Origin of the sequence: Coleofasciculus chthonoplastes PCC 7420, from assembly GCF_000155555.1 — a bacterium.
GTDB classification, from domain to species: domain Bacteria; phylum Cyanobacteriota; class Cyanobacteriia; order Cyanobacteriales; family Coleofasciculaceae; genus Coleofasciculus; species Coleofasciculus chthonoplastes_A.
The window spans coordinates 168,453-183,024 of record NZ_DS989851.1; the positions used below are offsets into that span (position 1 = coordinate 168,453).

Below are 14,572 nucleotides of genomic sequence, written 5' to 3' on the forward strand. Positions count from 1 at the left end.
TCCCCAGCTTCCCCCGCTCCCCCTCTACCTATTGCCTTTTACGACTGAATCGGAATCTCAATTACAAACTCTGTACCGTTTCCCCTCTCACTCGTGACATCTAATTGACCTCGGTGCTTTTCCACGATGATCTGGTAACTAATCGTCAATCCTAAACCCGTTCCAGAACCGACGGGTTTGGTGCTAAAGAATGGATCAAATAGCCTCTGACTTACCTCCTCTGTCATTCCTGATCCGTTATCCGCAATACGGATAATCACCTTCGCCTCGTCTACACTCTCCGTACTAATCTCAATCGTAGGGCTTTGGGATTGATCGGGAGTGAGTGGCGATCGCACAAATTCTTCCTCTTCTTCCCCTGCTTTCCTATCCCCTCTAATTAACCACATCTCACCCTCTCGTTTGAGTTTGCCATACTTCTCATCTAAAGCATCAATAGCATTGGTAAGCATATTCATAAATACTTGATTGAGTTCACTGGCATAACATTTCACAAGAGGCAAACTACCATAATTTTTGATCACCTCAATTCTTGGTCGTCCGGCTTTAGCGTCTAAGTGGTACTCTAAGAGCAAGAGCGTGTTATTAATATCTTGATTAATATCGACGAACTTCAACTCAGCCTCATGTAAATGGAAGAAATTCTTGAGCAACGATACAGTTTGGCGGATTCGTTCAGCACCCACCTGCATTGATTCTAGAAGTTTAGGTAAATCAGATTGAATAAAATCTAACTCAATTTCCTGAATTTTGCGATTAATTTTCTCAGTTGGATGTGTATACGTTTGTGTGTAAAGTGTAATTAGCTCAAAGAGATCTTGAATATATTCATTAGCGTGGTACAGGTTGCCATAAATAAAGTTAACGGGATTGTTAATTTCGTGGGCAATACCTGCCGCTATTTTGCCAAAGGAAGACATTTTCTCGGCTTGAATTAATTGGACTTCCGTTTGTTGCAGCTTGTGTAATGCCTCTTCAAGTTCCAAGGATCTTTGCTTCTCTTGCTGTTGGGATTGTAATAAGTGTTCATTTTTGGCTTGCAGTTCTTTTTGCAGGTTCCGTAGCGTCAGGTGAGTTTGGATTCGGCTAACAACCTCTTCCGGCTGAATCGGTTTGGTAATATAATCAACAGCGCCAATCTCAAACCCATGAACCTTGTTAAGGGTATCTGAAAGTGCTGTCATAAAAATGACTGGAATATCCCGCATTGAAGGACTACTTTTTAGTCGTTTACATACCTCAAACCCATCCATTCCCGGCATCATAACATCCAACAGAATCAGGTCAGGTTGAGCGGCTTCAACGCGCTGAATCGCTGTTTTTCCATCCGTTGCGACCAGTACTTTGAAACCGGATTTGGTCAAATAATTAAACAGAAAACTTAGATTCGTGGGATTATCTTCAACAATTAATAAATTTCCTTGGGCTGCTTTTTTATCCATTGTTTTGCTTGGGTATTCTCACAGTAAAAATACTTCCTTTGTTGAGTTCACTGGTTACTTTAATATCCCCCCCGAAACCTTTTAAGATCTGCATACAAGTATAAATACCGAGTCCTGTGCCTGTGGGTTGATTTCGTTGTTTTTCCTCACCCTTCAATGGTTTAGTGGTATAGAATGGATCAAAAACTTTGGATAGATTTTCTGGGGGTATTCCACATCCTGTATCTTGGACATCAATGTAAAGATTGTCTTCATCCTGCCGGGTGATAATTGTTAAGGTTTGTTCTTCCTTATCCCACATAGCATCTAGGGCATTACCGATTAAATTATCCAAGATTTGGGAGATATCAGTATAAACTAAAGGGATTAAGGGAATATGCTCATCCAAAACATATTTTTTTTTAACCTTGTGTTTAAATTGAAGGTTAGCCTGCCAAAAATCGAGTTCCTTTTTTAGGATATCATTAACATTCAGCGAAGTTAACTGCAAGGAGTGATCCATTTTGCTCTTGTGCATAAGATTATCCAGAATTTGACTCATATCCCAGGTAACTTCAGCCATCTTTTCAAGATAAGCGAATGTCGTTTCTGGAGAAACAGCTTCTTCGGTCATTTCTCCCGTAGCTAAACATTTATAAGATAAGATAAGCTGAATACGATTTCGTAAATTATGCACGATTCCCTGAGTAAGACGTCCGATTAAAGCGGTTTTTTCTTGTTCGATGAGTTGTTGCGTTCTCGCTTGAACAATTTCTTCTAGATTCTGATTTAAGTGGGCAAGTTCTTCGGTTTTAGTTTGCAGTTGATTTTGCAGATGATATAGCTTTATGTGAGTCTGAATTCGACTCAGCACTTCTTCTTGATGGATGGGTTTAGTGATATAATCGACAGCACCTAGTTTAAAGCCTTGAACTTTATCTACTGTGTCTGAAAGTGCCGTCATAAAGATGATTGGAATATCTTGAGTGGATGGATTTTGTTTTAATCGTTTACAGGTTTCAAAGCCATCAATTCCTGGCATCATCACATCTAAAATAATTAGATCAGGTTCAGTGACTTCAGTTCGCTGAAGGGCACTTTCACCATCTAACGCCACAAATATTTTGAAGCCAGATCGCGTCAAAAAGTCAAACAAAATACCTAGATTATGAGGTTGATCGTCAACAATCAATAGCTTGGGAGTTTTGGGAGTTAAATTGTCCATAAATATTAACGGTTTAAACCTATATTTATTTAGCAATTGATACAATATATAAATTAAACGACTCTAAGCTAGAGTATTTTTATGGCTTGTGAATTATGGCTTATAATTTAAGCTTTATTCAAAAGGTATATTGATTAATAATTTGCTCTATTTTCTTTAACTGAAACCCTCTAGCGAGATGATGAATTTGTGTAGCAAAGGGAATCCATTGACTGTTTACGTCTTGCCAATGCTGCGCTTGATCGATCATTCCTTGAATATCCCCCATTGCCAATAATTCCGACAAAATCGCTAGTTCTGAAGCAGGTGGACTAACCAGTGGTTTGGTATTGGTTTCCAATTCACCAGTTGTTAAATTTCTGGGTTTTTCATAAATGCCTTCCACACCTAAATGAACCATCAATAATTCCAGGAGTTGCTGGATTGGCACAGGTTTTGAGAGAAAGTCTTGGCATCCAGCCGTTAAACTCTCCTGCTGGGTCATCTCGAAAACATTAGCGGATATGGCAATAATAACCGTCTTTGCGAGCTGAGGCAATTGGCGCAGTCGCCGCGTTGCGGTCAAACCATCTAGTCCCGGCATGATTAAGTCCATTAAGATCAGATCAGGCTGAATCTCGACTGCCTTTTGTAAACAATCTTGACCATCGACGGCTTCAACAATGTTCAAGTTGAACGGTTGGAGTAATTCTCGTAAGAAAGACCGATTAATCGCATTATCATCAACAATGAGAAGAGTTTGCTGTTGTCCTTTAACGCCAATGAGTCGGCGATCGCACAATGACTCCGAGGCTTGTCCTCCTGAAACGTCAGACAACTCTAAATCAAACCAAAATACACTGCCTTGACCCAAAATACTACTAACCTGAATCGTGCTATCCATCAGTTGAACCAATTTCTGGCTGATAGCCAATCCCAATCCTGTCCCTTCAACAGCATGAGTGCGATCGCTTACTTGATGGAAGGGTAAAAAGATTTCGCTTAATTGTTGCGGATCGATGCCAATCCCTGTATCTTCGACTTGAAAACGAATCTTGGTGATTGGGGATTGGGACAGTATATCCCGTTCCTTAAGTCGGGCGGGTTTAGTCACGTTAGCCGTTTCTTGGGTAACGTTATCCGTCAAACTCGCCCCTACGCATTGAGACGCGCCATGACAAGACGCGCCATGGCAAGACGCGCCATGGCACGTCTCTACATCTTCAACATAACCAACTTTAAACGTCACGCTACCCTGATCCGTAAACTTCACGGCATTACTGAGTAAGTTGATCAGAACCTGTCGCAACCGTTTCTCATCAGCGATAACATTCTGGGGTAGAGGAGATAAGAGTTTGTATGTAAAGTCAATCTCTTTTTGCGTCGCACGTAGACGAAAAAGACTGCTGATGCTGCTGAGAAAGGTTGGCAAATGAAACTCACTGGGGTCAAGTTCTAATTTCTGGGATTCAATCTTAGAGAAGTCTAAAATATCATTAATTAGCGTGAGCAAATGTTCGCCACAGTGGTAAATAATGTTTAAACTCTCTCGTTGAGTTTCAGTTAAATTGGTATCGTTTTGCAGGAGTTTAGTATAGCCTAAAATGCCATTGAGAGGGGTTCTGAGTTCATGGCTCATCGTTGCCAGGAATTCGCTTTTCGCCCGATTTGCGACTTCGGCGGCGTCTTTAGCTTGTTGGAGTGCCACTTCTATCTCTTTATGCGCCGTAATATCCCGGGTAACACTCAACACAGAGCGAATTGTACCATCAGCATTCAATTCAGGGACGATGCGAGAGTGAAAAAATTTCATCCCCTTGCTGGTGGGAAAGTCAAACTCAATCAGTTGTTCTTGTCCAGTGGTAAAGACAGATCGCAAAGCTTCATCCCAAAACTGGGCTTTATCAGGCGGCATTCCCAACTCCTCATTGGTTTTACCGATAAAGGTTTGAGCGGAACATTTTGCGACTTGTTCGATTGCTGGATTCACATAGAGATGACGCAATTGATGATCGAATCGGGCAACAATATCCGGTGAATTTTCCACCAACGCCCTAAATTGTTGTTCGCGGTAATAGAGTGCTTCTTCCGTTTGCTTGCGATCGCTAATATCACGGTTGCTGGCTCGTTGACCTAGCCATCGTCTATCCTTACTATAAACAGGTTGGCAAGCATGGGCAATCCAACGGATCGATCCGGTGCGAGTAATGAGGCGAAAGTCTGTTGAGTAGACATGGGGATTGTCTAACTGTTCACGGATATGTTTAGTCATTCTCTGGCGATCATCGGGATGGATAATTGCCTCAAGTAAGCTAGGATCATTGAGGAATTCCTCAGCCTGATAGCCTGTGATCCGTTGACAAGAGGGAGAAACATAAATAAAGCTACCATCGGGATCTCGCCAATATTCCCAATCATAAGTAAAATCGGCTACGGTGCGAAAGCGTTGTTCACTTTCTTGTAGGGCTTGTTCTGCTTGTTTACGTTCAGTAATATCGTGAGCAACCACATAAACTAATCGTTCTTGCACAAACGGTACCGCTGTCCAAGAAAACCATTGGTATGATCCATCTTGAGAGCAATACCGATTCTCAAAGGACTTGATGGTAATCCCGGATGCCAGTTTTCTCATTTGCGCCTGAGTCGCTTCCCGATCCTCGGGATGAACCCATTCGATAAACGGTTGGGCTTTAATGGCGTCAGAGGAGATACCCAGGATTTTCTCGAACGCTGGGTTGACATCAATAAAGTATCCCTCAAAGTTAACAATCCCTAGGATATCTACAGAAAGGTTAAACAAGCGATCGCGTTCTTGTTGGATGTGTTGACGTTCCCTTAATTCGGCTTGAAGCTGGGAATAGAGTTCGGCTTGTTGGATGGCGATCGTGACTTGAGTTGTTAATGAACAGAGGAGTTCAGCTTCCCACGGCTGCCATTGTCTGATGGTGGTATAGTGATGAGCAATCAGTAATCCCCAAAGGGTTTCATTCTCCAGAATCGGCATCACGAGTTTGGATTTAACCCCAAACCGCCTGACGGTATCAGCCAAACAGGGTACTATGTCATCTTGTTTGACATCAGCAATGGTATGAATTCCCCCGCTACAGTAAAATTGATGACAAGCTGGGGGAAAGATTAATTCAGGCAGGGAATGTTCCTGGGGAACTGAACCGTCTGACGCTAAGGCTTGGGCGACAAGGTTTCCCGTACCATCGTCATGAGTTTGGTAAATCACCACTTGATCGCAAGCCAACAATTGCTGCACTTGGGTTACAGTGGTGTTAAGAATCTGATTCAGATCTAAAGACTGGCGAATCTGTTGGGCGATCGCACTAATTAACCGTTCTTGTTGAGCTTGCAGATGCACAGCAGCTTCGGCGCGTTGGCGTTCCTGAATTTCATGGTTTAAGTTGTCGTTAGTACGCTGAAGTTCTTGGGTACGCTCAATGACTCGTTGTTCTAACTCAGCATTCAAGCGATAGATTTGGGTTTCAGCTTGTTTGCGATCGCTAATATCGATAACTGTACCGAGCATCCGCACCGCTTGACCTGTTTGATCATAAATAAATTTTCCCTTCCCCTCAATCCAGTGAATACTCCCATCTGACCACACTACCCGAAATTCATGATCATACTCATGTTGTTCTAACTGAGAACGGTTCGCCGCTTGTTTAACGGCTTCTCGGTCATCCGGATGAATACAAGCCTCAAACGTCTTGTATGTGCCATCATACGTACCCGGAGTCAAGCCAAACAGCACTTCATGATGCTCTGACCAACGAATCTGATTTGTCAACAGATTCCAGTCCCAAATGCCCATCTGAGCCGCATAGAGAGCCAGGTTGAGGCGTTCTTCACTTTGGCGCAACTCGGCTTCTACCTGTTTGCGATCGGTAATATCTCGCAAAATGGATAAATGGCGATGGGGGATCACATTAGCGGTTGCGGCATATTCCGTCTCCCGGATTGTCCCATCCCGACGCCGGAGACGAAACTCCCCCTTTACCTGTCCCTGTTCCAGAAAAATACGCCACGCCTCTTGGAAATCAAACTCCAAGTCAGTAAAGTCTGAGATGCGACATCCTAAGAGTTCCTCACGAGATAAACCAAACAGCCGACAAGCCGCCGGATTGACCTCAACATACTGTCCTTGATCATCCGCGATCGCCATGGCGTCGAGCGCTTGATTAAACAGTGCCTGAAATAGGGATAAAGAGTGACTGTCACTGTGGCTATACATAGCGTATACTATTGATTGACTCTCATCGGTTTGGATGTGATGTGAACAACCGCTGCTCATCCTATTGACTACAGCATCATCACCCTACATATCGGATAAGGTCTAATTTGAGTTGATTGCCAACGTTGGTAGAGAAATTCTCACCAAAAAACGATTTAGCGGTAAAGACAAAAAATTGGGGGTGTCCAGTCCCTGTTTTCCTGCTCTCTTATGTCTCCCTAGTGCAAGAGCGAATTTATCTCCCTGGTGTCCCCAGCTTGAGCAGCTAGCTACAATGGTGAGCATTTTCCTCGATTTGAGGGAAAACAAACCCTTATTTGTAAACTACTATACAGTAACTTAGCAACGTATGAATTAAGTCTTGCACCATCCCCAGGCAAGTCGATTTATAAATGTACCCTTGCTCCCTCAGCTCCCTCAGCTTCCCCAGCTTCCCCAGCTCCCCCTCACCTCACCACTTATTCAGCAGACCCTAACTATGGTTCAATCACCAGCGAAACTGATATCCGTTGATGAATTCATCACTCACTATGGTGACGATAATTGCTATGAACTCATTGATGGGGAATTAATCGAAATCGAACCCACAGGACCCCATGAACAAGTTGCAGATTTTGTTGGGCGCAAGCTGAACGTTGAGATTGACCGCCACGATAATCCTTATTGTATTCCCCATCGTTGTCTGATCAGACTTTTAGGAACAGATACCGCCTTTCGTCCTGACGTAATCGTTTTAAATCAAACTCAATTAATCCATGAACCATTGTGGCAGCAGGAACCTGTCATCACTCTAGGAAAAACAATCAAGCTAGTTGTTGAAGTTGTCAGTGCTAATTGGCAAAATGATTATGCTCGAAAGGTTGAAGATTATGCCATTTTAGGAATTCCTGAATATTGGATTGTGGACTATCTGGGAATTGGTGGTAGAGAGTATATTGGTAAACCCAAACAGCCAACTCTCACTATTTGCAACTTAGTTGAAGATGAGTATCAAAAGCAATTATTTCGGGGAGATGATTTGCTCGTATCCTCTATCTTTTCAGAGTTACAACTCACAGCGAAACAAATTTTCAATAGTAGCACATTAGGAACGGCGACGTAAGAGCAGTAAGTTCCCCTTCTCCCCTGCAAAAAAAGCAAAGCATCCTTTGTCCTCCCTCCTCGCAGGGGGAATGAGGGGGGTTGGAGAAGGGGTTAGGGGATGAGGGTGAAAAGTTTACGAGTAACATTTTCAGCCAATAACATCCAGAACAAAACGCCTTACCAACACCAAAACCTCTGGCAAAATCTGATGCGCCATATCAAATTCTTGATACGTCACCGCGATTCCCAACGCCTTTAAATTGTCTCTGGCGTGTTGTGCTTTACTCACAGGCACAACCGGATCTTGTCTACCATGCACGATCAAAACTGGGGGTAACGATTCCCGTGTCAGTTGAGCCGAATCATGCCAGTAGCCACTCATTGCAACTAAGGCGGCGCAGGGTAATCTTAACCCCACATCTAACGCCATCGCTCCCCCTTGGGAAAATCCACTTAAAATGGTGCGGGATAGGGGAACGCCTGTACTTTCTTCCAGAGAGGTTAACCAGTCGAGCAACTTTTGACGACTTTCCTCTAACCCCTGATTATCTTGGCTTTCCAGCGCATACCAGGCATTGCCCCAGGGGACATTGGGATGAGGAAACGGAGCATCGGGAAATAGAAACTGGACATTGGGCAAGTCTAATGCTGAGGCTAATGGAACTAAATCCTGAGAGTTAGCCCCCCAGCCATGTAAGCACACCATCAAGTGGGTTGGGGATTGACCATTGGTGGGTCCAATAGTGACGGATTCTAAAGACAAAGACTGAGATCCTAAATCAGAGGTTGTTGGATTTCTAGCAGATGGAGAACGGTTTTGGCAAGCGTTCAACCCCAAAACTGTTCCCAGTGTGGCACAGCCTTTTAAGAAAAATCGCCGTCCCATTAATTTCAATCGAGACTCTGGCATTTGCTACGTGCGTGCCAATGTTAAATATATTGCACCTATTAACGAAGACTATGTTTCAGACGTTAATTAGCGATCGCGGATTTCAGTGATGAGTTAGGACAATTGAGTGGTTCGCCTGTCTAGGAATTAACCTGCCTTGAACGAGGTACTCTGGAATTGATTAGATGAGAACGTAGGATAGTAGCCAGTATAGCCGCACCATATTTATCTTGAATCTCATCACAGGTGGCTTCGCAAAGTCTCTCGACTTCATTGATACGCTGTTGAAGTTCAGCAATTTGTTGGTCAGTTTTGCTTCTGTTAGGCTGTATCCCAAACATTTCGTCGTTCTCCTCAACGAATTAAACGGTTTGCCAAGCTGATGTCCTAGCCCTCTATAGGATAGTCGGACTGTGCGATCGCGCGGTAGATTTAAGGTGCGATCGCGTCTGTTCTTTTCAATGTAACCCTACGGCTGATTGAAATTTGGATTGAGAAATGCTTGAGATTCCCCAATTTATATGTAAACTTTTTTAAATTATACCCTGTTTGAAGAAAAATAAAAAATGATAAGATTTGGAAAAATCTTGTCAAACTATGCTAAGTCGCCTTCACTTAGCGTGGCTCCAGGATGCCTAGCCCAGGTTGAGGAGGCGCTTGGGCGGAGTAGGTCTACTGACTAGGATTAAATTAACGTCTCCAGAATTCTGCTATGCCGCGACGACGTGGAATCCAAGTAGCGTCCCAGTATATCACAGCCGTTAAACAGGCTTGCGATCGCGCCCTGAATCTTGACCCCAGGTTGGACAAAGCCTTACAGGAACTCAAGCAACAACTCCCTAATCCAGATTTCAATCTAGATGGGAATGAGTGGCAGTTTAAGCAATGGTGGCAAACTCATGGTATCTCTTGGACAGAACAATTGTCGGCTGTGATTATTAAGTATCGCCAGATTGGTTATCCTTGGCAATTTAACTCTCAGCAAAATAAGCTGTTCGGCATTTAAACCTTAATGTCAATAATGACGAAATCCTTGTAGTGCGTTTAGCGAAGCCATGCCGCAGGCTTTGCATCTTGCTCGCTACTAATACTAACAAATGTTAACAAGCGTCAAATCCTTACTGTTAAGAGTTCCCCGTTCCCTGTTCCCTAATTTCAACCGTCAACGTTAATTTTATCCGACTACTTACCGAACCAATAATTATACAATTATAGAAAGCACTCATTTGCTGCCAATTCTGCTGAACCTATGTTTCCAGTTATTTACTCTGATGAATTTCTCAATCATGACAACGGTGGTTTTCACCCCGAACGCCCGGAACGATTGACAGCCATTGTCAACGCCTTAAACGCTGCACCTTGGGCAGATCAAGTTGATTGGCAGCTACCTACACCTGTAGAAAGTCGTCCGGTAATGCCTCTGTTGCAAAAAGTTCATGACCAAGATTACATCAATTTAGTCAAACAACTCGCCCATGAAGGTGGAGGGATGATAGATGGCGACACCAGGGTTTCTCCCCGCAGTTATGATATTGCCCTGTTAGCCATCAGCGCTTGGTTAGATGGAGTTGATCGTGTCCTCACCAGCAACAACCCGGCATTTGTCCTCGCACGTCCTCCTGGACATCATGCCGAAGGTCCACGGGGGATGGGATTTTGTCTCTTTTCCAATGCGGCGATCGCGGCTTACTATGCCCTAGAACAAGCGGGTATCCAAAAAGTCGCCATTTTAGATTGGGATGTTCATCATGGTAACGGCACCCAAAGCCTAGTGGAAAACGATGCCCGAATTGTCTACTGTTCACTCCATCAATATCCCTTCTATCCAGGTACCGGTCATCCTCGCGAACGCGGCGCGTACAATAATGTCCTGAATATACCCATACCATCAGGCAGTACATTCACACAATACCAACCCATGTTTGAGCAGGGGGTGATACCATTTCTCAATGAATTTCAGCCCGATTTACTCATCGTCAGTGCTGGTTACGACGCCAACGCCGATGATCCCCTCGCCAGCGTCGCCCTGAAACCAAAGGATTTTGGCGTATTCACAGATTACTGTTTGCAAGTGACTCACCGTATTTTATTTGGCTTAGAAGGAGGTTATGACTTGACTGCCTTAGCCAAGTCCGTTATTGCCACCATTGAACCCTGTTTAAACTTGGGTGAATAGTTGCCACTTCGTCATTCGTCATACTCGCTTTCGCGAGAAGCAAGCTACGTCATTCGTCATTCGTCAAAGAACAATCAACAATCAACAATCACCAACCAACAATCAACCCCTAAAACAGTTTTAGATTGTAACCCACCCCTAAAACCAGTCCCAAATCCGTCTCATCAGCCTCAGGAAATGCCACATTGACACGCACTGTTCCAGTAAATCGGGGAGGGATGGGAATATCGACACCCCCGGAAACCAACGGATCAGCTTTCCAGTCGTCATCGGGTTGCAGCAACACACCCCCTCCAACAAAAGGAATCACAATTGTTTGTCCAGTAACGGGAGTCTTGATCGGAAAATTTAGGCTAAGAGTAACTGATGTGGTGGTTTCGTCACCAAACATGACCGCATTGTGCAAGGAGAAATTCTCAGCAAACCCGGCTTTACTGACAATGACGACAGATCCTTCCCCTAAGTTGGTTTCCTCACCATCTAGACCAATATTCCCACCTACGCCGATATAGCTACGTCCCAATATTTTTAGGGGATTAACCACAGGGACTTGTGCTACCTCTGGAGTGGCGGCGACAGTTTGGGGTTGAACCAAAACCAGTGTGGGTTGGGTGTTATCGGTCGTTGAGCCAGACGATTGAGCCGAGTCAGAGGGAGTAACGGTTATATAACCATAGTAGGCGGAATCTGGCGTCTGGGCTTGAGCGGATAAACCACTACACAGCAGGGACGAAGCGGTGAAACCGAATAGCCAGAAAAAAAGTTTTGCCAAGTTCGGTTGCATGATTTTTTACTCTTCTATATTGAGAAAATCATGCCACAATTTAACCCACATTGGAAAGTGAAGATAGAGAAATTGAACCTTGCATCCCCACCTAACACTCGTCTAGAATCTCCAGTCTTCATCCCTGGAAGATGTCAAGCGGGTTGTAGTAAATCTCTACTACTATGTTGGATTTGAGCCAGAATCTGCATCGCTTCTGTCAAATTCTCACAAAGATAGTTGGTTTTGAAGTAAAAAGGCTTAAGACGCTCGGTCGTTATTTCCGCCGGTTCCCAAATGATCAGCTTCAATGGTTTTTGGGGATGATTCGTTGCACAAAGCGAATGGAGTATCATCGTAGTACGCACCTCAATCAGTAGAATGCTCCGGGGTCAGAATCCAGATTAGGTGTCCACCGCCAGACGGCTGACAGCTATCAGGACTTTTTCCGGGGTCTTTACAAAACTACATTCACAAAGGTGTCTATCAGGACGCTTCATTAAATCTTTACAGTAAGCAGTTATCAGTTATCAGGAGCAGGGGGAGATGGGGGAGATGGGGAAGATGGGGAAGATGGGGAAGATGGGGAAATTGTGTAGGGGCGGGTTTCACTACTATCTTTTCGGTTACACCCAGATGTAACTAAACCCGCCCCGACTTGACCAATGACCAATGACGAATATTAAGTAAAGTAAAGATATAGCAGCAAAATCGGAGTTGTAATTTTATGGTGTTATTTGGATTTGGCGGATTTGGCAAAAAGCTCAGCCTGCCTAAACCCGAAGAGGCGTTACCGGGGCGGGAAGAACCCATGTCCGTTCCAGCCAACCACTATGTCAACGGCAATCCTCTTAAACCCCCTTACCCCGAGGGTATGGAAATGGCGATGTTTGGCATGGGCTGTTTCTGGGGGGCGGAACGCCGATTTTGGCAACAAGAGGGAGTGTTTGTCACGGCTGTGGGGTACGCAGGCGGGATAACGCCTAATCCCACCTATCAAGAAGTCTGTACCGGGATGACCGGTCACAATGAAGTCGTGCGCGTCGTATTTGACCCCAAGGTGATCAATTATCAGCAATTGCTGAAAGTTTTCTGGGAGAGTCATAATCCCACTCAAGGGATGCGCCAAGGAAATGACACGGGTACTCAATATCGTTCGGGAATTTATACCTATTCCGATAGTCAAAAGAAACTCGCAGAAGCTTCACGAGACGCCTATCAAAAAGCGTTGAGCGAGGCGGGTCATGGAGAAATCACCACAGAAATTGTTGATGCTCCAGAGTTTTACTATGCAGAAGGCTATCACCAGCAATACTTAGCCAAGAATCCCAATGGCTATTGTGGTCTAGGAGGAACTAATGTGGCTTGTCCGACGCCCGTGGCTCTGTAGTGTTATAAACTTTCAAGTTACCTTGATTTGACCCTCCCTAACCCTCCCCTTACCAAGGGGAGGGAACTCAAATAGCTTTGGTTTTTTTGCCCTTGGAACCTTCTACCCATTGTCTTCTGTCTTCCGCTTGGAACCTTCTACCCAGTATTCATTTGCCATGATAGCGATCGCGCTTCCAAAACTCGGCGACTTCACCGATGGAACGCTTCACCTTCAGGCTAATTCCATCCTGGTGAACTCTAAGAAACCAACAGGAGAGATCGCTGGGCTTTTGGGACATATTTGGTGATAACCGCCATGTATTTTAGCGATTATTGACAAAAAATTGGCACGCCATCTCAGAAAAGCCAGCGTGAGAGAGCGCTGGATGACATGGAAAGTATCATGGTGCCGCTACTAGATTACACCATTGATGGGATGAGTGAAAATAGTAGCTTTACAGTTTGATACTTTCGCCACAAAGGAAAAGCATGATTTATTGTTTTGTGTGTTAACTTATGGGTATTTGCATCGAAGCCGCTTGAGTTCCCAGTTGCTGAATCATGACTCAACTCAATCCCCTGAAATCTAACCAATTTTGGTTATTGGGTATCGCCACGGGTTTAATCACACTGCATTTCACGTTAGTATCGAGAAGCAATAATAATAATCTATTCAGCGCCAGCCTCCTGTTTGGATGTGTGGTTTTAGGGTTGCTGTGGATGAAGCGCGATAAAATAACCTGGCACAGCAGTCCATTATCCAGTAGTTTGGCAGGTTTGCTGATAGCTGGGATTCTGTTTAAAAGTACAAACGTAGTTGACGATGACGTTTTTCTGCCACTTTTCCCGTTGATGTCAGGATTGGCGTTAGCGTTACTAGCATCTGGGTTTAAGGGATTAAAACAATACAATCAAGAATGGCTACTGCTGGGGTTTATTGCAGTTCCTTGGAGACAACTGGTTTATCCAGTTCTTAACTTATCCTTGTTAACCGCTAAGTTTACCAGTGGTTTTCTCTGGCTATTGGGCTTTGAGGTTAAGCGTGAAGGGGTTATTGTTAGTTTACCTACGGGGAGTATTGAAGTTTACAATGGCTGTGCTGGTTTAAAGCTTATGGTTCAGCTTTTAGGCATTGCCTTGATTTTTTTAGTTCTTGTGCCAACGGGATTAAAACAGAAGGTTTTACTACCCATTTTTGCCGTTTTTATCGGTTTTGTGATTAACGGGATGCGGGTGGCGCTGATGGCGGTACTTGTCGCCCTATCAGAGCAAGAGGCATTTGCTTACTGGCATTTGGGACAGGGTTCTTTACTATTTTCGCTGATTGCAGTATTGATTTTTGGTTTAGTCTGCCATAAGGTTGCAGGGGGTAAATATCCTTACTTTTTATGACATCGGGCGGGTTTAGGGACTCAATTAATGGGG

General features: G+C 44.2%; 13 protein-coding genes. 5 read left to right on the forward strand and 8 right to left on the reverse strand.

The window, feature by feature from the left end; translation table 11 throughout:
* Nucleotides 1-38 precede the first annotated feature (38 nt).
* The 3 genes from MC7420_RS16575 to MC7420_RS35300 all read right to left on the reverse strand — a co-directional run bounded on the left by MC7420_RS16575 (nt 39) and on the right by MC7420_RS35300 (nt 6,865).
* Complete coding sequence (locus MC7420_RS16575) at nt 39-1,442, reverse strand: hybrid sensor histidine kinase/response regulator (protein WP_006101605.1); 1,404 nt, start codon at nt 1,440-1,442, stop codon at nt 39-41.
* Nucleotides 1,435-2,646, reverse strand: coding sequence for a hybrid sensor histidine kinase/response regulator (locus tag MC7420_RS16580; RefSeq protein WP_006101822.1), 1,212 nt, complete (start codon nt 2,644-2,646; stop codon nt 1,435-1,437). The genes MC7420_RS16575 and MC7420_RS16580 overlap by 8 nt, the downstream gene beginning before the upstream one ends.
* 118 nt (nt 2,647-2,764) lie before the next feature.
* Nucleotides 2,765-6,865 (reverse strand): PAS domain S-box protein, encoded by a 4,101-nt coding sequence (locus MC7420_RS35300; protein ID WP_006101662.1) that lies wholly within the window; start codon nt 6,863-6,865, stop codon nt 2,765-2,767.
* Between the two features lie 478 nt (nt 6,866-7,343).
* Here MC7420_RS35300 and MC7420_RS16590 point away from each other — a divergent pair, with 478 nt between their 5' ends.
* On the forward strand, nt 7,344-7,967 hold the full coding sequence (locus tag MC7420_RS16590) for a Uma2 family endonuclease (RefSeq protein ID WP_044207811.1): 624 nt from the start codon (nt 7,344-7,346) through the stop codon (nt 7,965-7,967).
* A gap of 129 nt (nt 7,968-8,096) precedes the next feature.
* Here MC7420_RS16590 and MC7420_RS16595 read toward each other — a convergent pair whose 3' ends face one another.
* Together MC7420_RS16595 and MC7420_RS16600 are read right to left on the reverse strand one after the other, a co-directional pair.
* Complete coding sequence (locus MC7420_RS16595) at nt 8,097-8,711, reverse strand: alpha/beta hydrolase (protein WP_044207813.1); 615 nt, start codon at nt 8,709-8,711, stop codon at nt 8,097-8,099.
* 266 nt (nt 8,712-8,977) lie between these two features.
* Nucleotides 8,978-9,178: a hypothetical protein gene (locus MC7420_RS16600; protein WP_006101743.1), complete on the reverse strand. Its 201-nt coding sequence runs from the start codon at nt 9,176-9,178 to the stop codon at nt 8,978-8,980.
* 371 nt (nt 9,179-9,549) lie between these two features.
* Here MC7420_RS16600 and MC7420_RS16605 point away from each other — a divergent pair, with 371 nt between their 5' ends.
* Both MC7420_RS16605 and MC7420_RS16610 read left to right on the forward strand, forming a co-directional pair.
* A complete protein-coding gene (locus MC7420_RS16605) occupies nt 9,550-9,843 on the forward strand; it encodes an NACHT C-terminal helical domain 2-containing protein (protein ID WP_006101625.1) in 294 nt (97 codons plus the stop codon).
* A 243-nt stretch (nt 9,844-10,086) separates the two neighbouring features.
* Nucleotides 10,087-11,013, forward strand: coding sequence for a histone deacetylase family protein (locus tag MC7420_RS16610; RefSeq protein ID WP_006101836.1), 927 nt, complete (start codon nt 10,087-10,089; stop codon nt 11,011-11,013).
* Between the two features lie 109 nt (nt 11,014-11,122).
* Here the strand turns inward: MC7420_RS16610 and MC7420_RS16615 are convergent, their stop codons facing one another.
* Nucleotides 11,123-11,797, reverse strand: a complete 675-nt coding sequence (locus MC7420_RS16615) for a hypothetical protein (RefSeq protein WP_006101695.1) — start codon at nt 11,795-11,797, stop codon at nt 11,123-11,125.
* 134 nt (nt 11,798-11,931) lie between these two features.
* The gene (locus MC7420_RS42575) at nt 11,932-12,132 is read right to left on the reverse strand and encodes a hypothetical protein (RefSeq protein ID WP_044207683.1); all 201 of its coding nucleotides are present in this window, start codon (nt 12,130-12,132) and stop codon (nt 11,932-11,934) included.
* A 371-nt stretch (nt 12,133-12,503) separates the two neighbouring features.
* Between MC7420_RS42575 and msrA the strand changes: the two genes are divergently transcribed.
* Entirely contained in the window at nt 12,504-13,166 is a 663-nt protein-coding gene (gene msrA / locus MC7420_RS16625) for a peptide-methionine (S)-S-oxide reductase MsrA (RefSeq protein WP_006101852.1), read from the forward strand.
* A 148-nt stretch (nt 13,167-13,314) separates the two neighbouring features.
* Here msrA and MC7420_RS43365 read toward each other — a convergent pair whose 3' ends face one another.
* Nucleotides 13,315-13,446: a hypothetical protein gene (locus MC7420_RS43365; protein WP_006101779.1), complete on the reverse strand. Its 132-nt coding sequence runs from the start codon at nt 13,444-13,446 to the stop codon at nt 13,315-13,317.
* A gap of 262 nt (nt 13,447-13,708) precedes the next feature.
* Between MC7420_RS43365 and crtA the strand changes: the two genes are divergently transcribed.
* Entirely contained in the window at nt 13,709-14,539 is an 831-nt protein-coding gene (crtA, locus tag MC7420_RS16630; RefSeq protein ID WP_006101826.1) for a cyanoexosortase A, read from the forward strand.
* Nucleotides 14,540-14,572: the final 33 nt, after the last annotated feature.